This window comes from Aquirufa sp. (assembly GCF_044239315.1).
Lineage (GTDB): Bacteria > Bacteroidota > Bacteroidia > Cytophagales > Spirosomataceae > Aquirufa.
The window spans coordinates 1-21,448 of record NZ_JBIIBQ010000010.1 but is presented as its reverse complement, the minus strand read 5'-3'; the positions used below and the strand labels follow the sequence as shown (position 1 = coordinate 21,448).

Genomic DNA, 21,448 nt, shown 5'->3' with positions numbered 1-21,448 from the left:
AAGCGTCTCGGTAATCACCGAGACGCTTTTTTATTCAATACCTTCAGCTTAGTTGAAGATATATCTTAAGCCAAACTGCATTCTCCACACGTCAGCAACACCGGCTGTAGCTCTGTACGTTTCAGAAATCAAGCTTGAACCAAGGTTTCTGAATCTGTATTGAGGTCTACCATCTGCACTAACAGAAGGTGTTCCAGTTACAAGAGGCTGTGTTGAATTGAAAGTCTTACCTACACCGTAGTCAGCATCTATTAGATTTCCTACATTTAGAATATCCATACGGAATTCTAAGGTATTTCTCTTACCACCAATGTTTGTAAACAATTGCTGAGCAAATGAAAGATCTGCACGGAATACCATCGGCATAATCACTCCACCTCTTTCGGCATATTTACCTCTATTAGCGCTCAAGTACTCATCTTGTAGAATATATCTTTCCCATGCATCCGCTTGCTCTGCAGCTGTGAAAGTTCTTCCACTTGCCGTAAATGATTGGAAGTTCATTTCCGCTTTAGTTTTTGGAATGTAGATCAAATCATTAGAAGTACCACCGTCACCATTCAAATCTCCTCCAACTACGTAACTAGCGTTACCCAGAGTTCTACCTTCCCAGAAAAGAGATACCGATGTATTTCCAATCTTAAACACGTCTTTAGAGTAAGAAGCAATAGCAAAAACTCTGTGTCCCATGAAATTAGCTGAATTAGCTAAAGCTGGATTGTTCGGATCATTCGAAATTGGGTTTCCGAACCAAGTACCTGCAGCAATAGATCCTGGATCCACAGTGTTTTTAGATTCACCATAACTGTAAGCAGTCTTCAAGAATAATCCATTTGTAAATGGTCTTTCTAAAGAGAATGAAGCTACCCATGAGTTACCAACCGCTTGATTAGATAAAGTCACTGCATTCGGGATCTTGCCGTTAATACGGTTAGGGTTAGTAGCCGCATTCCATCTGTAACGGTTGTCATTTCCAGTAAATTGGGAGAATGCAACCGGCAAGTTAGCGTTGTAGTAAGCTACTCCGTTCACATCTTGGTTGTAGATAAATTCACCTGTTGCGATAATTCCACCAGGTAATTTCTGATCAATAGCGATATTAGATCTCCATACTTGAGGAAACTTAAAGTCAGTCTCAGTCAAGGCAAGCTCGTAAGAAGCTGCTGGTGCACCAGTCACTACAGAAGGCTTGTACGTATTAGGATCTGGGTTGAAAGGTCGAGTGGTCGTGTTGTCAAGTTGTTCAAAACCAGTCAAGATACCATTATTTCCCACTTGGTTAGAAATCCAAACATAAGCAGGGCGACCAGTGAATACTCCTGAACCACCTCTAACTTGTGTCATTTGATTATTAAATACATCCCAGTTAAAGCCTACACGTGGAGACCACAATAGATTAGCTTCTGGAAGTGCATCTGTTCTGAAGTTTACATAAGCTCCGGCTGGATTTCTGAAGTACATGCTCTCCATTTCTGTATTTCTAAGTGCAGTCTGTTCGAAGATAGGAACATCTACTCTTAAACCTGCTGTTAACTTTAAATTAGGTCTAGCTTGCCACTCATCTTGGATGAATACTCCACCATAGTTTACTTCTAAAGGCTGTACTGGCTTTTCAGATCCTGGGATATTATTCCAACGAACCTGAAATCTTCTCTGTGTTACGCCAGAAGCTACTTTGTTGCCATTAGCTAGGAAATTATCCGCATCCTTGTAGAAATCAGCCAAAGAGTTGTATACATATACGGATTGTGAACCAGGGAAGAAAATGTTCTCAGACTGGTAGTTTTCATAGCTAAATCCTGCCGTGAACGTATGGTTTCCTTTGAAGATTTGTAAGTTATCTTGGATTTGGAACGTCTTGTATCTCAACTCGTTGTTAGGAGTGAAAGGCTCAAATCCGAAAGAAGTATATGTAGAACCAGCGTTCAAGATATCCACCATCGGGAAGAAAGTTCCCTTCTCACCACGGCTTTCGTCTTGGTAAGTATAACCAACAATTAAATTATTTGATACGTTATTACCAATACGTGAATTTAATTCTGCCACTAAAGAACGGATGTTCTCCATGATGCTGTAGTTGGAGTTTTGGAAGTTCAATGCTTCAGGTCTAAAGTTACGATTACCAAAACCTAAAGAAGAAGAACCAGACATCAACACATCAGTAGAAGAATTTAAGTGATTGTATCTCAAACTTAACTTGTTCTTGTCATTAATATTATAGTCTAACTTAACCAAAAACTTGGTACCTACTGTTAGGTTGTCATATCCTTGGTAAGGACCCGTTTCATAATTAAACTTACTTCTTAGATAAGAGCTCAATCCATCCAGGTCAGAAGCTAAAACACGTGTTACGTTACCAGTGATTGGATCCGATCCTGAATTCGCTTTCCAAGTTGTACCTGGTCTTGCTTCCTTCTCATCTTCGAATGAAGCAAAGAAGAATAACTTGTTTTTAATGATGGGACCACCTACACGGAATCCTACTTGATTGTAATTAAACGTACCTGGATCAAAACGATTGTTACCAGCAATTTTACCTACGTTATCGTTATTTCTTGTGAAATAATAAGCAGATCCCGAGAATTCATTCGTACCAGAACGAGTTACCGTGTTAACACCTGCACCGGTAAAGTTACCTTGTCTCACATCATATGGAGCCACGTTAACAGAGATTTGCTCGATAGCATCTAAAGAGATAGGAGAAACACCTGTTCTACCACCTGGGTTAGAACCAGAACCTAATCCGAATGAGTTGTTGAAATAAGAACCGTCAACAGTGATATTGTTCAATCTAGAATCCTGACCTGCAAAAGACTGGCCATTCGATTGTGGAGACAATCTCGTGAAATCATTAATACTTCTGGAGATCGTTGGAAGCTTATTTAGCGTTCTGTTATCGATAGATGTGCTCGCACCCGTACGCTCACTAGAGAATAGGCTGTTTTGATTAGCACTTACTACCACTTCAGAAAGCACTTTTCCATCCTCCTTAAGTGTAATGTTCAGGTTAGCGAACGTTCCAAGAGAAAGGTTCAATCCGTCGATTTCTTTTGTAGAAAATCCGATGAAGGAAGCAGATACCTTGTAAGGCCCTCCCACACGCATACCTGGAATTGAATACTTCCCTTCTGAATTTGATACCGCACCATAGCGCGTTCCTGAAGGAAGGTGAGTAACGACCACACTAGCACCTAGAAGTGGTTGTCCATTAGCTTCAGTTATGGATCCGGTGATACCGGAGGTTGTAACTCCCTGAGACATCGCTGTACTTACACTCATTAAGAGTACAAACAGGGCAAGCAAATTCTTTAGTAAATTTAGCTTCATAATTTTTGATTTGATAAAGTTTGATTTATAGTTAAAAAACAATTTCCAAAGGTATACATGTTTTAATAGGTATACTTTAATGTCAAATTATTTTTCAAACAACAAATTTTATAATTTTTAATGAAAACATAACATAGCTACTACGGATTTTTTATATTTTTTTTTAATTTATTTCACTAGTGGGTCCAAATTCTAGCTTTAGTTATACCTTCTTTTGATTGAAATAATCTAGGATTTAGATTTCTTTTTACTATTCATATTAGTTTTTTCTGGTTTAGAATCCCTTACTCAGGGGTTATGTCTTACAACCACTAGCCTAAATCACCCTACCTCGTAAAAGTTCAATTTTTGAGAATTTTTTCATAAAAAGTATAGAAAGTTGTCTTTTTCCTTTAAATTTCGAAAAAATTGGGTTGTATTCAACTTTATTAACAACATATTAACTCTTTACAAAATTTAAGAATATGAAAAATTTTACCAGAAAAATCTGGAGTTCAGTGCTTTCGGTGGTTGTATTCCTTTTATTAGGATCCACTGTTTCACTTGCTCAGACTACCATCTCAGGTACAGTCACGGATGCAAACACGAAGGAAACTTTGCTAGGGGTGAACATCCAGGTTAAAGGAAAAGTAACTGGAACAATTTCTGACCTATCCGGTAAGTATTCCTTGAAAGTCAATCAAGAGGCTCCATTTACTTTGGTTTTCTCTATGGTTGGTTTCGGAACGAAAGAAGTCGAAATCAATAGAGGAATGTCTACCCTTTCGGTTGAATTAACTGAAACATCTGTTTTAGGACAAGATGTAGTAGTTTCAGCCTCAAGAGTGGAAGAAAGTATCCTTAGATCTCCAGTATCTGTTGAAAAAATGAATATCCTTGCCATTCGCAATGTCCCTCAAGCTAGTTTCTATGATGCTTTAAATAATTTAAAGGGAGTAGAAATGAGCACACAGTCCTTGACCTTTAAATCATTTAATACAAGAGGCTTTAATGCTAACGGTAACGTGAGAACGGTTCAGCTGATCGACGGTATGGATAACCAGGCTCCCGGTTTAAACTTCTCTGTAGGTAACATTGTTGGTATTCCTGAATTGGATTTGGAAAGCGTTGAATTGCTTCCAGGAGCAGCTTCAGCACTTTATGGCCCTAACGCAATCAATGGTATCCTATTAATGAACTCTAAAAGTCCATTCTTATACCAAGGTCTTTCTGTGAATGTAAGATCAGGTTTGATGGATCAACAAGATAGAACTACTGCACAAACAGGTTTCTATGACTTCAGTGCTAGATTCGCTAAGGCATTCAGCAACAAGGTTGCCTTTAAAGTAAACTTTTCTTATTTAAAAGCAGATGATTGGCAAGCAAACGATTTCAGAGATCAGTCCTTATTAAATGGTTTTAGAATCTCAAATGGTAGACGTGATACCAATCCAGGGTATAACGGAGTAAACGTATATGGTGATGAAACCAACGTTAATATGTTCTCTACTGCTCAAAGTATGATTTCCGCAGGCGCTTTACCTGCTGCAGTCCTTCCTTTGATTCCACAAACATCTATTTCTAGAACAGGTTATAGAGAATCTGATTTAGCCGATTATGGTACGAAATCATTAAAATTCAATGCAGCCCTTCATTACCGTATTAATGACCGTGTAGAGGCAATCATTCAAGGTAACTATGGTTTCGGAACTACGGTTTACACGGGTGCTGATCGCTACTCCATTGCTAACTTCCAGTTAAGTCAACTCAAAGCTGAATTGAAAGGTGCTAACTGGTTCTTAAGAGCTTACACCACACAAGAGCGTTCAGGTGATGCGTTTGCTGTAGGTATTGCCGCACAAGGTATCAACGAAGCATGGAAACCGAGTACTCTTTGGTTCCCTCAGTACGTAGGAGCATTTGCTCAAGCTAGAGCGGGTGGGTTGAGCGAGGTTTTAGCTCACGATGCAGCGAGAAAATTTGCTGACCAAGGTAGATTGATACCTGGAACTCCAGAATTTGAAGCTGCCAAAAATAATGTTGTAAATCTTCCAATTCCAGGGAATGCTTCTGGCGTAGGTGCTAAATTTGTGGATAAAACAAACTTATATCACCTAGAGGGTTCTTATCAATTTAAAGAAATTAAATGGGCTGATTTTGTAATCGGCGCTAACTTTAGAGTTTTTGAATTAAATTCTGACAAGACGCTATTTGCTACTGATGATAACGGCAAAGAGTTTACTAACAACGAGCATGGTGCTTACATTCAAGGTGCCAAGTCTTTATTCGATGATAAACTTAGATTGACGGCTTCTGCTCGTTACGATAAGAAAGAAAGATTTAAAGGTCAAGTATCTCCACGTGTATCTGCAGTTTATACTGAAGGAACGCACAACTTTAGAGCATCTTTCCAAACTGGATTCCGTATGCCTACGACACAAGATCTGTTCATCGACTTGGTAACTCCTCAGGCACGTTTAATCGGTGGTTTACCTTTCTTTAGAGATCGTTACAAGTTCGCTACTAACCCAGCCTATACACTAGCTACGGTAACGCAATTTGGTGGAGCAGTTTTATCTGCTACTCAGCCTTCTTCACCTGTTTATCAAGCTTCAATTCAGCAGGCAACTCAGCTAGCGATTACTCAAGCTACAGCCATCGTAACTGCACAAGTACAAGCTGGTACACTTCCTGCAGCTCAGGCTCCTGCAGCTATCGCAGCTTTGGTACCTACTATCGTACCTACAATTGCTGCTCAATTAGTTCCTGTTAATGCAGCAACAGCTAATCAAGCTTTATTGGTGCCATTCAAAGCGGAGGAATTCAAGCCAGAAATTGTTCAATCTTATGAGTTAGGTTACAAGGGATTGTTTGCTAACAAATTGTTAGTTGATGCTTATGGTTACTACAATAACTTTGAAAACTTCATTGGAGGACAAGTATTGGTTCAGGACAGAAACTACGTTGCTACTAGCCCTGCATCAACTTTAGGTCTTAACCTATTGAATTCTAGTACAAGAAGTGTCTATTCATTGCCTGTTAATAGAAAAGAGATCATCAAATCTTATGGTTGGGCAGTAGGATTGGATTACCGTTTACCTAAAAACTACACTATTGGAGGTAACGTATCTTACAATAAACTTCAGGACTTAGAGAAATTGAGAGCATCTGGATTCCAGCCTTCTTTCAATACTCCTGAGTTCCGCTATGTATTGAATTTCGCGAATCGTGAGATTGTAAAGAACATTGGTTTCTCTATGTCTTACAGATGGCAGGATGAATTTGTTTGGCAGTCTTCATTCGTAAATGCAGATGTATCTACCTTCCAATTATCTAAGATGCCTGCATTCGGAACTTTCGATGCTCAAGTAAGTTTAAAAATGAAGTCATTGAAGTCTAACCTGAAAATTGGTGGAAATAACATGTTCAGTGATGGATACAGACAAGCATGGGGTAACCCTACTGTAGGTTCCATGTACTATGTGAGCTTAACTTTTGATGAGTTCTTGAACTAATTAGCAATAAAAGTTTCCATTAAAGGGCCTTCCAAGCATTTTGGATGGCCCTTTTTTTTTATTTTTTTTTAAAAAAACTCAGAAATGGAAATTTTAATCTAATGGTTTAACCTCAATAACCTCTGTTAAGCATAAGTTAAATTTTGATAAAAAAATTATACATTTTTGTAGAAATCAAAGAAAAAAAAAATTAACTTGCACTGAATCAACAGTCCGTTGTATCGATTTAAATGCATTATCCTTCAACAAGTTAGTGTATTTGAGATGAATGACTCGAAGTTTAGAGAGTTAAGTGTTTCAAGATTTCGTATTTAACGGGCCATAAACAAACAAATAACTAATATGAGGAAAATTTTACTCCTAGGTCTCACAATGCTTATGGTTAATGCGATAGCATTTGCCCAAGGGCGTGTGATTACCGGTACAGTTACTTCTGTAGAAAATCGAATGGGTGTACCAGGTGCATCAGTTCTTGTTAAAGGTACGACTGTGGGTACTACCACCGATTTGAATGGTAAATATTCCATTAACGTTCCTACTGGAAAAAGTGTGTTAGTATTCAGATCTGTGGGACTAGTTGCTCAAGAGGTGAATGTTGGAAACAGAACCATCATAAACCTAGGTTTGGAAACTGATAACACAGCCTTGAATGAGGTGGTCGTAACAGGTTATGGTACGCAAACGAAACGTGAAGTGACGGGTGCAGTATCTTCTGTTAAAGGATCTTCTATTCAAAACTTACCATTACAATCTTTTGACCGTGCCCTACAAGGACGTGCGTCAGGGGTACAAGTTAGATCGTCTAACGGTCTTCCAGGTGGTTCGGTAAATATCCGTATTCGTGGTGTGGGCTCTATTACTGCAGGTAATGAACCCTTATTTATCGTAGATGGTGTACAGTTAAACAATACATCTAACGCATCATTTACCCAATCTAACCCACTTGCCTTCTTGAACCCGAATGATATCGAGTCAATGGAGATCTTAAAAGATGCTGCTTCTGCTGCCATCTATGGTTCTCAAGCGGCTAATGGTGTTGTTATCATCACTACTAAAAAAGGAAAGAAAGGAAAGGCTAAGTTTGAATTAAATGCCTTTTCTGGAGAAACTCAGCCAATGAAGTACCTAGATATACTTTCGGGTTCTGAATGGTATGGAATGCGTAGAGATGCATTTATTAATTCTGGCGTTTCGAATCCTGAAGCAAATGCATTGAGCAATATGGGTCGTCTTCCATCTAACTGGGCTTCTCAAACAAGACCGGCATTAGACGCTATAGGCTTGGCTTTACCTAATTACGACTGGCAACGTGCAGTGATGGGAACAGGTAGACTTAATAACTACGAGATGAACGTTTCTGGAGGAGATGACAAAACTACCTTCTTATTATCTGGTTCATATAACTACCAGGAGTCCTCATTTAAGCCTGTTGACTTTGAAAGAGGAACAGTAAGAGTTGCTTTGACGCATCAAGCAACAAAACGTTTGAATATAGAGACTAACATTAATCTTTCAACATTTACGCAAAATGTCCCATTTGCAGTGGAAGGTTCTTTCTTAGGTAACCCAGCGTTCTCTGCATCTGCTGTATTACCACACAATGCCATTTACAACGCGGATGGAACTTACAATACAGCCATTGCCGGAGTATTAGGACAAAATGTGGTGTTAGTTAATGCCTATAATACAGGTTTACAGCGTACAAATACAGTAGTAGGTAATTTAATTACGAACTACAAAGTTGCGAACAACTTAACGTTCCGTTCTTTGTTTGGTTTAGATTATCGTTTACTTCAAGGTGATAATTACCGTGATCCACGTACTCCAGATGGAGCAGGTGTGATAGGTAGAAGTTCGGTTCAGTCTGACTGGAGAACTCGTTTTATTACAACGCAAACATTAAACTGGAATAAATCTTTCAATGCAGTTCACAATGTTTCTGCCCTATTAGGTGTAGAATATTTATCTGAAGTGAGAGAAGGTATTTCTGGTGCAGGTATTGGTTTCCCTACCTTCCAATTTAGAACCATTCAATCGGCTGCTACTCCGGAATCAATTACTGGCTTCTGGACTGGATACAGAAGAGCTTCTGCATTTACTTCTGTTAATTACGATTACAAGAAGAAATACTTAGCAACTATCACAGCTCGTTATGATGGATCCTCCCGTTTTGGAGCGAACAACCAATATGGTTTATTTCCATCTATTCGTGTAGGATGGAGTGTGGCAGAAGAAAATTTCCTTAAGGATTCAAAACTAATTTCAGAAATGAAGTTAAGAGCTTCTTATGGTTTGACTGGTAATGATCAAATCGGAAACTTTGATGCAAGAGGCCTTTACGGTGGTGGAGGTAACTATTCAGGAAGTGCAGGTATCTTACCTTCCTCACTAGCTAACTTAAATCTTGGATGGGAAACGAATAATACCACAAACGTTGGTGTAGACTTCGGGTTCTTTGATAATAGAATTACAGGTTCGGTAGACCTATTTGATCGTAGAACGAAAGAATTATTATTGAGCCAGCCTATCCTTTGGACAAATGGTTTCAGTGGTATTTCAAATAACGTAGGTGAGCTTCAAAACAAAGGAATCGAAGTTGAAATCTCTACAGTTAACGTAGATAATGCTGGTTTCCGTTGGAATAGTAGTTTCAACTTCTCCCAAATCAAGAACCAGATTGTAAAATTGTATGATGGCTTATCATTCCTACCTGCTAACCCAGGTATCGCAGTAGGTCAGCCAGTAGGAAGAAGTGGTGAAGGGGCTTTCTTTGCAGCGCAATATGCAGGAGTTAACCCGGCTACTGGCCGTCCGATGTGGTATGATATCAATCGTAGAATTACTTATTTACCATTAGCAGCAGATAGAGTTTACCGAGGTTCTACCCTTGCTACGATATTTGGAGGTATGAACAATACTTTCACTTATAAAGGTTTAGAATTAACTACCTTCTTTGTCTATGAATATGGTGGGTTTACGACTGATGGACAGTACGGTTTCTTAAGAGAAAACGGAACTAGATTAACTTTAAATGCGCTTCGTGATGTAGTTGATAGATCTTGGAAAACACCAGGTCAAATCACGGATATTCCAAGAAATTTAACAACTAATGGCGGTAATGAAGTGAGAGGTGCAAGCAGAAACTCAGGTGATGCAGCCATATTAAAGACTGACTTTATTCGACTTTCACAATTGACATTAGCCTACAGCTTCCAGCCTAGCTTAGTCAATAAAATCGGTCTGACGCGTGCACGCATTTACCTTCAAGGAGTTAACTTATGGACCTACGCAGATTACCCTGGATATGATCCAGAGTTTACAGGAGCAGGTACAGGTGCTATTCCTTTGACTAAGAGCTATACACTAGGAGTTCAAATCGGATTCTAATCTATAAAAGGAAAAAAATATGAAATTACATACTAAATTTTACTTATCTCTTGCCTTAGTAGGTTCCCTCCTATTAAGTTCTTGTGATAGTTTACTTCAGGTAGATCCTAAACAATCAATTGATGCAAATGGAGCTTTAAATACGCCTGACGCGATGAATGCAGCACTTAATTCAGTATATTCTAAATTAAGATCTGCACGTAACTACGGCCGTGATTTGTTAGCCGTATCCGATGCATTAGCAGATGTAGGTCAAACAACTAGTAACTCTGGTCGTTTGATTGGTGAAAACAATAACCAACCAGGAGCTCATTTCGGTACATGGCAAAATAGTTACTTTGCTATCAATGAGGCTAACCTAATCTTAGCTGGTATCAGCAAAGTTCAAGGTGCAACGGATGCTCAAAAGGCTCGTTGGGAAGGAGAAGCTAAGTTCTTAAGAGCTTTATACTATTTCGACTTAATAAAAGTCTACTCTTACATTCCTACTGCTGTATTCCAACCTGGTGTAATTGGTCAAGGAGGTATACCAGTCGTATTAGAAGGTGTAATCACCTCTGGAGAAGCCTTAACTCGTAAAACACCACGATCAACAATTGATGCGGTATATGAGCAAATATATAAAGATCTGGAGGATGTTAAAAAATTAGTACCTGCAGGAAGAGGCGTTCAATACGGTTCTGGACCAGCTGCTTCAGCTTTGTTATCTCGCGTAGCGTTATATAGAGGAGACTGGACTAAAGTAGTTTCAGAATCTACTCTTGCCTTAGCAAGTAACGTAGGTGCTGTTACCTCTGGTGCGGCCTATGTGAGTGGATGGCGAGCTGCTATAAACCCTGAATCGATGTTCGAGGTACGTTTTGCCTTGGCAGAAGAATCGATTGGGGTGAATGAGTCTTTACAATCAACTTACACCGCTATCTTGAGCCTAGCAAATAAAAACTCTCAAGGTGGATGGGGTGATTTCATTCCAAATGCTACTGTTAGAGGATTCTTTGGTTTGGCTCCATTGCAGGCTGCTGGAACAGTAGCTTCAGACAATAACAACTGGGATGTAACTAGAAATGCTGACATTAGAGCACAATTGTACACTACTGGTAATACGGTTAGAGGTGCAGGTCGCCAAATCGAATGTACCAAGTTTATGGCTAAATCTGGTTTCGCCTATGCTGACAACGTACCTGTGATTCGTAAGTCAGAGATGCACTTGAATAGAGCAGAAGCTAATTACCAATTAAAGAATGAATCTGCTGCCCTTACGGAATTAAATGCATTCAAAGGTTTAAGAGGTTTACCTGCGGTAGACTTATCAGGAAATGCGCTTTTAGAAGAAATTCTTTTAGAAAGATTCAAAGAATTTGCTTTTGAAGGTCACCGTTTCTTTGACTTAAAGCGTTATGGAAGAGCAATCGTGAAGACAGTCCCAGCGGTAAACTTATCGTTTGAAGATTTCAAGATTCTGCCTCCAATTCCTCAACGTGAGGTGGATGGTAATCCTAATATTAAACAAAACAGAGGCTACTAAAATTTGAAATCATGAAAAAAATATATTTATTATACTTAATGGCCTTAGTCCTTGTATCCTCTTCTTGCATTGAGCAAAACTACCCTAAATGGGAAGGAAGTGTATTAGAGTTTCAAGACGCCGTAGAACGTACGCCTTTAGCAGGTGAGACATATCCTAGAATTACAGTAGCTAATACTGTAGGTACAGTTAGCTTTCGTGTAAATCTTGTAGGCGCACATAGAGCATCTGATGAAATAATCATGTACTCTTCCGTGACTGGTGCTGCTACCACAGCTGTAAGTGGTAAAGACTACACCATGACTGGGAAATTAACGATCCCTAAAGGCAGTAGTTTTGGTACATTAACTGTGAATGTTGTCAACACAGGTAGAATTGGTGGTTCTGTTGATCTTTTACTCCAGATTGATGGAAACGATGAGATCGGCTACAACACTAATTACAACAAAGTTCAACTTAGAATTACTCGATAATTTTGTTTTGTTAAACTTCAACTAGTAAAAAGACCGGATTTATCCGGTCTTTTTATCTTCTACAAATGATGAAAAAAATATTCTTCTTTATTCTTCTAGGAGTATCTCCTATAGTGTCTAATGGACAATTGGCCATTCTGCGTGATAATGGAACAGGAATGCCCATTACTGCAAATCCGTATATCGGAGTTAAAGGTTCTGCCTATTTAGAAGACTTTAAAAAGGGAGTTTTATATCTCAATAATGGTCTAAAAGTAGAGGGTCTAAATATTGCATTGAATGCTTATTCAAATAATTTAGAGTATAAATTAGACGGTGGTCAATTTTCCTATGGACCAGATAAGTTATCTAAATTTACTTACACCTCCTCCTCAGGAGAATTGATCGAATTTACCTCAGAATATGAGGTGCCTACAGTCAAGAAAAAGCGATTTGTTCAAGTTTTAGAAAAGGGGAAATATTCCTTGCTATTTCATCCGTATAAGGTGATGACTGATGATCCATCCGCTACCTATGGTGCGCAAGCAGCAAAGGTTTTTCAAGACGAACAAGATATTTTCGTGGCAGTTGATGGGAAAGTTTATCTATTGAAAAATAAAGAAAAAGTGCTGAAAGAGGCTTTTGGTGCCGACGCAGAAAAGGCGATTGCTTTTATCAAGTCACAGAAGGTAAATTTCAAGGAAATGAACGAGTTGAAAGCTCTTATTCAAGAAATGAATAAAAAGTAATTTTCAAATTTAAGGGATGATGGCATAAACTTCCATTTGTTTATGCATCACCTTAAACCAAAGCGGGGGAATTAGAGCGAGTAAAATCATTCCGGGGTATCCAGTCGGCATTTGGGGTGCATCGTCCATATGACGAAGAATTTGGTATTTTCTAGAGGCCAAATAATGATGATCACTATGTCTGCTCAATTCGAACAAAGTTAATCGCCCTAGAGCATGGTTACTGTTCCAGCTATGAGCTGGCTTCACACGCTCATAGGAAGTCTTCGCTTGTTTTCGTTGCAATCCATAATGTTCAATGTAATTCACCGTTTCTAATAGGGCTGCTCCAATGAAAGCAGCGACAAGGAAGCAGACAAGCACAAAGCCTCCGAAAAAATAATAAATCAAACCTAACAGGCTAAATTGAATCAGCTGAAATAAAGCCATTTCATTGAATACTTTATTTTTTGATTCCGAAATCGCAATCTGCCAAGCCTTTTGTTGTGTCCCTACAAAAGTCTGAATCCAAAAAGCATATAAGTTCTGCTTATAAAAGGCCGTACTAGGATCCTCTGAAGTTGCTACATGCCTGTGATGTCCTTTATTATGCTCAATAAAGAAATGCATGTAGAGGCTGGTAAGTAGAAGAATTTTGGCAAGAAACTGCTCAAATTTATTCACCCGATGACCTAATTCATGTGCCGCATTAATTCCAAAAGTTCCACACAACAATCCCATAGTGACCACTCGACCAGCCGTATCAAAAATAGAAAGTCCTTGATTTAAACTAGTTAAAAACAAATACAAGGCGACTAATTGCATAGGCACGGTTAACCATAAGACCAAATCAAATAATATATTTGATTTAGCCGCCTGCTCTTGCTCCTCCGATAAATTATCCGAATTAGGGGCTATAAATAATTCACAAATAGGTATCAAAAAGAACAGATACGCTAAGGGTCCCCAACAATAAAAACCACTCTTAGTAAAAGCTAGAAAAGCTAATACAAACAAGAAATAAGGCGTTAAATAGCGTAGTGGCCGCATCATCAGTTATTTACATTTTTTCCTTTAACTTAATAATTCCATTTCGAATATCAGATCTCTCCGATTCCTTAAATCGACGAACAAAATCCAAAGCTATATTTAACGTCGCTTGAACGGTAATATAATTTTTACTAACCATGTCGGAAATTAATTTGCCGTTGATGTTCAACATCAAATTAGCTATTCTAGGTCTAATTCCAAGGGTGAAGGTATAATAATCTGAATTTGTATTAACAACTGAATTTGATTTAGCATCAACTATTTCACCTAGCATTTTACCGACGTTTAAATTACAAAACCGTAAAACATAGAACGATAACTGAGGCTCGAATACGGTTGATTTTAAAAACAAACCAGCATCGTATTGCGCTGCACCTGGTATCGGGGATTTATACACTTTATTGGGATACCAAACAGCAAGTCTAAAACCTACAGCATTTGCCGTATACATCGGTGCAGCTCCATCAAACCCTTCAAATCTTTTAATCCCAGTCTTTTTATACAAACCTATCTCTCCTACACTGGACGCGGTAGCTATCGTATAATTTGAAATATCGGCTGCAGGTAAACTATAGAAATTTGAAATAAGGCCCCCTCCTACTTGTAATTGCCAGGTCATGGGGCGTTGAGCCTTAATTTCTTTCACCTTTTGTTCTGTCAACCCTTCGATAACCGCCTGTTCCCGGTATATGATTTCATTCATATTTCGCAATGGATAGGCCCGCTTCGTTGATACGATTAGTATGTAAGCATCCATTAGGTTGCCAACAGCTACTTTTTGGTCAATCTCCGTAATCTTATCTCTATACATAGAGTCTTCAATTAGTTTTTCTAACTGATCGAATCGGTCACTATCGAAATAGCGGAATTCCCTAATTTTTCCTAATAATAGTTTAGCATCGATGTAATCCCTATTGGACACGCTTGATTCAACTTTAGAGATATAGGAATCAAATGCCTTTTTGATTAAAATCTTTTTGACCTCAAAATAACGGGTAGAAAAACTTCGATCTAATCCCTCTACATATTTTATTGTTTGAAGCGCAAATAAATAATCATTAGAGGCAACTTTAGGTTGAAAATAATCTTCGATCAAATCTAGTGCCGCTACTTTCTCCGTTAACAAGGTGGGATTACCTGGATATTTTATTGCCATCTTTTCGAAATCCAAAAGTGCTCCTTTAAAATCCTCTGCATGCAATTTCTCTTTTACAGCAACTAAATCTGTCTGAAACTCGCCAGACTCCACTAAGGTCATCAATTCAGTTAAATACTTTTCCAAAGAAGCCACCTGACCTAACATAGCTTCCTCTTTCGCTAATCGACCAGGATCTAGCATATTCTGCACTTCAATTAGAGAATAAATGTCATTTTTCTGCTTCAAATATTCGTTGTATTTCAACTGAATAACCCGAGCATGTGCTGCATTTTGAACCGAAAAAGAGGAAACTTCTTCCAATAATTTATTCAAGGCATATTGAATTTTTGCTAAATTTTGAACTAAAAACTTCTCCTTATTGATATAAATCAAACCATATAATCGTCTGTTTCTCATATCCTCCTGAAACAGAGGCTTCAAGTCACTAAAGGTTATTTCCGATTCTATATTACTGTTAAATTCAAAATTTGTAACCTCGCGCAGACTATTATTTTTCCTATTTCCTTGATCTTTGACACTTAAGGAAACAGATTTAGATTTGTCCTCTAACCGAACCTTAGAAATAATATTTTTAGCTAAAGAAGCTTTTAAGTCTACTTCCAACTGAGTCTTCAATTCTTCTAGATTCGTCACACCAAGAACATAAGGCCTACTTGCTAAATGAAAATAGTGTGATTCAGCTAAAGTCGATTCTACTTCTTTTGACTTAGTCAAATCAAAACTCACCTGACTAAAAGCCCAATGACCAATACTTAATAAAAACAGTAAGATTATTAACTTTCTCATTCTTTCCACTTAATGTACTAATTTAGCCCATTCCCTATCAAAAACTTGCCGAAAACGATTCTTTTTGTCTACTAGGCTACTTGCTTTCGAAGCAGAAAAAATACGTTCAAATCCATCTACGAAATCCTTTTTAGGCAATTCCACTATCACCCAAATTTCATACCGCTGATCTGATCGCAAAATTACTTTTTTTTCTACCACCCTTAATCGGGTCATTGTTTGTTGTGCTATCGACATTTCCTCTTTCTGAAAATAGGTTTTCCATCCTTCTAATTCAGCCGACTGAAAGGCCGAATTAAACTCAGTACTTACATTTTTTACTAAAGTCTGAATGAGGGAAGTTAATTCAATTTGAGCTGTATGAATGGCCATTCGTTCTGCTACATTTTCACTTTCACTTTCACCATGAGATACAGTACGCAAATAGGCTGATGAAGAATGATAAGCATCCACAGAAAAAGGAATAGCTAACTGGCTCGTACTAGTACATGAGCAGCATACTATCCACACTAAAAGACTTATCCTTACCCTATTCATACAATAACACTAAGATAATCAACCACGGATAAAAAACCGCTAAAACAAAAAAGTCAGGACCTTGCGATCCTGACTTTTTCAAAATAACCCTAGCTATTAATATCCATTATTTTGCTTAAGGGTAGGTTTTCCATCTTTTTGTGAGTTTAAAATCTCATCAATAGGAAGAGGGAAGTAATTATTCTTAGCCGGGTCAAATGATTTACCAGCCAAATAACTTCTTTTGCTATATGTTCTTCCAGTTAAGTCTGTACCTGATACAGACTCTTTAGGGATATACATCCTGTTCAAGAAGTCAGCCGCAATTCCCCAACGAACTAAATCGAAGAAACGATGGCCTTCCATAGCAAATTCCAAACGGTTTTCCATATATACTGCATTTAGTGCATAGTCTTTACCATTTGCTGCGAATGTACCTGTAGGATATGGATTTACAACGTTCTTTATTGAAGCATCTTGTACTTTACTACCCTTAGCACGATTACGAATCATATTTACATATTCTTCAGCTTTCGCTAGATTACCAGCTTCTGCCTCTACCTCAGCCAACCATAAAATAACCATAGATAACTTCAAAAGACGGTAGTTGTTATTAACCGAACGACGGCTCGTTGAGTGTGTCGTACTTCCTTCTTCAGCTAAATAATACATCCATTTTTTACCTGTATACGGACCAGAATAGTTTTGGTCACGAATCCAAGAAGCACCTGGCATTTTACCCCAATCTAAGAAGTTTACACCACGACGACCTACGGTCCAATCTAAACGAGGATCCACCGTTTGAGAAACATCTAACGTGAAAGCTGCAGCAGTACCAATACCTTGATCGTTCGGTAAATCTACATTATTGTACGTATCCTCCAATCCTGCTTTATTTTTACCAATCATAGGAAGTCCTTCAGCTGTAGTTTTAAATGCATTCACTAGGTTTTGTGAAGGTAGGTAAAATCCACAACATCCACGACCTGGAGAAGCGGTAGTGTATGGCCAGTTCAAGTTGTCACCTTGATTACCACTACCTCCTGTTGATCCATCGTTAACAGAGAATTGTACTTCAAAAAGCGATTCAGCGTTATTGTTAGTCGTAGTTTTGTAGTTGTCATGGTAATCATTTACAAGCTTTTTACCAGAGTTATTTAAGATATCTTCCAAGAGAGGCTTAGCTAAGCTAAATTTCTTTTGAAACATATATGCTTTCGCAAGATAGGCCATAGCAGCCCACTTGGTTGCTCTACCTTTTTGAGATTGCGTTGCTGGTAGATTTTTCATTGCAAAATCGAAATCTGCCTCTATGTTTGGCCAAATATCTTTGTCATTAGGCACTTTTGTAGAGTTACGATCATCACGCTTGTACGTGTTTTCATCAATGTAAGGAATCATGTTCCACATTTTCTTTCCTTCGAAATGGTAATGACCACGTAAGAAACGAGCTTCAGCAGTTACTTGCAATCTCTCCGCATCGGACATATCCTTAACATCTTGGCTTTTAGCTAATAATATAGCCTCATTCGCTCGCGCAATGCCATCATAAGTATGTTGCCACTTACCTAGGAAATAGGTGTTCTCTGCAAACCAAGTGTATTGCTCAATGAAACTTTGCTCTGGCTGGTCACCAGCGTCAGTACCTTTTACTGCATCACCGGATGTAATTCCACCAAATACATAGTTTGAGACGGCAGATGTCCGTCCTACGTTTCCTGCACCTACTCCATCTAATAAAGAATACGAACCTATTAATAAGGCATTTACTCCGTTTTTATTAGCCAGCGAGTTTAGAGAGGCAGCTCCTTGAGGTTCTACCTCGAGAAACGACTCTGAACAAGAAAAGTTTATTCCAACTGTCGCAACTAATGCGAATATGATTAACTTTTTCATTTTTTTATCTGATTTATTTTAAATTAATTAAAATCCTACTCTTAATCCTATGTTGTAAGATTTAGCTACCGGGAATGCTCCCTCATCAATACCCATGTGCGTATCTTGATTATCAGCTCCTGAATTTCTAATGTTGATATCAGGATCTAAACCTTTGTATTTAGTTAAAGTCAATAAGTTTTGTCCTTGAACATAAATTTGCATCGAACTTAACTTGATTTTCTTTAACACACTAGTAGGTACCGTGTAGGTTAACTGAACGTTCTTGATACGCATGTAGGAACCATCCTCAACGAAGTAAGTTGAAATTTGCTGGCTAAAGGTGTCACCCGCATTTAAACGAGGTAATAAAGCCACATCTCCTTGTTTCTTCCATGAATTATACAACATATCCTTTGATCGGTTTCCTTGGAATGTGTTGAAGTCTGTCCAATACTTCAAGTAATTGAAGATTTCATTACCTTGAACACCTTGAGCAAAAACAGTGAAATCCCAATTTTTATAACCTAAATTAAGATTTAAACCATACGTAAAGTCTGGGTGAGGATTACCAATAACCGTTCTATCAGATGCATTAATTTTGCCATCAGGAACACCATCTGGACCACTGACATCTTTGAACTTGAAGACACCAGCGCGAGTATAGCCTGGAATTTGCGTGGCTGCAGCAGCCTCTGCATCATTCTTAAGAACTCCTTCAATAACATAACCGAAGAAACTAGCAATCGGTAATCCAGCTCTTGTTAACGATATTGCCGGTAGACGTGTCGTGAATCCAAAGATCGAAGCCTTAGGGTCATCATTCAACTTCACTACGTTGTTTTTGTAGCGGCTAATTTGTCCCGAAATAGCATATCTTAATTGACCAATTTGATCTCTATAAGATATGTTTAAATCTACACCCGTATTATTAACTTCTCCAATATTCACAAAATCAACACTACCTGTTCCTGATGTTCTTGGAATAGGTACTTGCGTTAACATATCGGATGTAGTACGAGTATACCAGTCAAAAGCAACATCTAATTTATTATTAAACAAACTTGCATCTAAACCAATGTTAGTGGAAGTGTTTGTTTCCCAACGACCATTTCCATTACCGAATTGAGTTAAGTCAAATCCAGCTGCTAGAGAAGTTCCTGAACCTGTAATATCATACATGTTATTGTTTGGATCTGGAGTAAACAATGTGGAAGCATTGTATACTGATGGGATCAACTGGTTACCCGTTTTACCCCAACCTCCACGTACTTTTAAGTCGTTAATGACTGTTATGTCTTTCATGAAGGCTAATTCCGATAAACGAGCTCCCACAGAGAATGCAGGGAACACACCATAACGGTAAGATGGACCGAATCTTGAAGAGCCATCACGACGTAAAGTAAAGTCAGCTAATAAGAAATCCTTGTATGAATAATTTGCTTTCCCAAATTGTGAAAATAAGGCTGTGATGGTAGCACCTGCTCCTCCATTCGAAAGACCTGCAGGGAAACCGTTGTTCAAATAACGATACGATAAATCATCAAAAGCAAAATTTGATCTAGCTGCATTAAATCCAAATGCATACGTTGATACTGATTCTGTTCCAACTAATATGTTGAAATCATGATCTCCCCACTTTTTAGCGTAATTCAAGGTATTGTACCAAGTAATAGCACGGTCAAAGCTATTTGAAACTGTTAAGCTGTTCGCATTACGCGCTTCAACTGCTTCAATATCACGGTTGAAATAAGCTGATTGATTAAAGTTATTGTATTCAAAACCAAGGCTAGTACGAGCCTTTAAATCTTTCAAAATTTCAACTTCAGCAAACACATTACCGAAGATACGTGTTGAAGTTACTGGATTATCTTTCTCTCTCCATTGACGAGCTAGTGGATTAGGTGCATTACCTAAATTCGAACCACGTGAACCTCCAAAACCATTTAGATCTGATAAATTCGATCCACCTAAAGCTTTAGGTCCACCAGTTATATCAAAAACAGGAATGATTGGCTGAACACGAATCGCAAACATGATTGGATTCGATTCACTATTGTTACCATTAGGAACACCTCTACGCTCATCGATGGAAACAGTTACATTCTCTCCGAAAGTAATAGCACCTTTCTTGAATTCTGTATTAGCACGAACAGAGTAACGCTTATATCCTGTGTATCTTAAGATACCTTCCTGATCAAAGTAATTTGCAGAAATGGCATACTTACCATATTTAGAACCACCTGTCGCTCCTATCTGATAGTTAGAGATTTTAGCTGGGCCAAAGATTACATTCTGCCAATCTGTTCCCTCTTTATTAGCTTTCGTAATGTTAAAAGCGTCAATATTGAATCTTGGATTAGTTATATCATTTGTGTACGTAAAATTACTTGGCAATGCACCATATACGTTCGGATAAATGTAATCAGCGATTGTTTGCGTTCCATCAGGTGCAAAACGGTATTGTGCTGATGGAGAAAAACCCGGTGCTCTACCTTGACCAATTGACGACTCATAGAAATACTGTCCCAATTCTTTGGTATTCAATAAATCCAAAAGCTTGCCTACTCGCTGTGTACCTGTGTACATGTCAAAACTAATTTTAGGCTCGCCTTCACCACCACGCTTAGTTGTGATGATGACAACACCATTCGCCGCACGTGCACCATAGATAGAAGCCGCAGAAGCATCTTTCAATACCTGCATCGACTCAATATCATTCGGGTTGATTTGGTTTAGCGTACCCTGTGTAGGCACTCCATCAATTACATATAATGGTGAGTTATTGTTAGTAGATCCAAATCCACGCACACGAACCATCGTTCCTCCACCTGGAGAGTTATCGTTACCAACAGTAACACCGGATGCACGTCCTTGTAACATTTGCGTTACAGATGCTGCTGGTAATGCAGTAAGTTCTTTTGCACTAACTACCGCTACCGCACCTGTAATGTCTTTTTTACGTTGAGAAGTGTAACCAGTTACCACAACCTCACTTAATTGACTTACATCCTCATCAAGTGTAATTGCGATAGTTGAGCGATTTCCAACCGCGATAGATTGGGAAACATAACCTACCGAGGTGATTACTAACTCGGCATTTCCGCTCTTTACATTAACGGAGAAGGCTCCATTAACATCCGTAGTGG

General features: G+C 38.5%; 11 protein-coding genes. 5 read left to right on the top strand and 6 right to left on the bottom strand.

Annotated elements, in window-relative coordinates:
* Nucleotides 1–48 precede the first annotated feature (48 nt).
* A complete protein-coding gene (locus tag ACILP5_RS05195; protein WP_395617595.1) occupies nt 49–3,327 on the bottom strand; it encodes a carboxypeptidase regulatory-like domain-containing protein in 3,279 nt (1,092 codons plus the stop codon).
* A gap of 464 nt (nt 3,328–3,791) precedes the next feature.
* On the opposite strand from ACILP5_RS05195, the gene ACILP5_RS05190 reads away from it, so the two are divergent.
* The 5 genes from ACILP5_RS05190 to ACILP5_RS05170 all read left to right on the top strand — a co-directional run bounded on the left by ACILP5_RS05190 (nt 3,792) and on the right by ACILP5_RS05170 (nt 12,934).
* Entirely contained in the window at nt 3,792–6,821 is a 3,030-nt protein-coding gene (locus tag ACILP5_RS05190; protein WP_395617594.1) for a carboxypeptidase-like regulatory domain-containing protein, read from the top strand.
* A 378-nt stretch (nt 6,822–7,199) separates the two neighbouring features.
* Entirely contained in the window at nt 7,200–10,208 is a 3,009-nt protein-coding gene (locus tag ACILP5_RS05185) for a SusC/RagA family TonB-linked outer membrane protein (RefSeq protein WP_395617593.1), read from the top strand.
* 19 nt (nt 10,209–10,227) lie between these two features.
* On the top strand, nt 10,228–11,733 hold the full coding sequence (locus tag ACILP5_RS05180; RefSeq protein WP_395617592.1) for a RagB/SusD family nutrient uptake outer membrane protein: 1,506 nt from the start codon (nt 10,228–10,230) through the stop codon (nt 11,731–11,733).
* A 38-nt stretch (nt 11,734–11,771) separates the two neighbouring features.
* Nucleotides 11,772–12,206: a DUF4843 domain-containing protein gene (locus ACILP5_RS05175; RefSeq protein WP_395617591.1), complete on the top strand. Its 435-nt coding sequence runs from the start codon at nt 11,772–11,774 to the stop codon at nt 12,204–12,206.
* A 65-nt stretch (nt 12,207–12,271) separates the two neighbouring features.
* A complete protein-coding gene (locus ACILP5_RS05170) occupies nt 12,272–12,934 on the top strand; it encodes a hypothetical protein (protein WP_395617590.1) in 663 nt (220 codons plus the stop codon).
* Nucleotides 12,935–12,943: 9 nt separating this feature from the next.
* Here ACILP5_RS05170 and ACILP5_RS05165 read toward each other — a convergent pair whose 3' ends face one another.
* The 5 genes from ACILP5_RS05165 to ACILP5_RS05145 all read right to left on the bottom strand — a co-directional run.
* Nucleotides 12,944–13,966, bottom strand: coding sequence for an alkane 1-monooxygenase (locus tag ACILP5_RS05165; RefSeq protein ID WP_395617589.1), 1,023 nt, complete (start codon nt 13,964–13,966; stop codon nt 12,944–12,946).
* 7 nt (nt 13,967–13,973) lie between these two features.
* The gene (locus ACILP5_RS05160; protein WP_395617588.1) at nt 13,974–15,908 is read right to left on the bottom strand and encodes a hypothetical protein; all 1,935 of its coding nucleotides are present in this window, start codon (nt 15,906–15,908) and stop codon (nt 13,974–13,976) included.
* A 9-nt stretch (nt 15,909–15,917) separates the two neighbouring features.
* A complete protein-coding gene (locus tag ACILP5_RS05155; protein ID WP_395617587.1) occupies nt 15,918–16,445 on the bottom strand; it encodes a hypothetical protein in 528 nt (175 codons plus the stop codon).
* A gap of 96 nt (nt 16,446–16,541) precedes the next feature.
* Complete coding sequence (locus tag ACILP5_RS05150) at nt 16,542–18,320, bottom strand: RagB/SusD family nutrient uptake outer membrane protein (RefSeq protein WP_395617586.1); 1,779 nt, start codon at nt 18,318–18,320, stop codon at nt 16,542–16,544.
* Between the two features lie 27 nt (nt 18,321–18,347).
* Nucleotides 18,348–21,448: SusC/RagA family TonB-linked outer membrane protein (locus ACILP5_RS05145; protein WP_395617585.1), on the bottom strand; the 3,101-nt coding region annotated here is incomplete at its 5' end.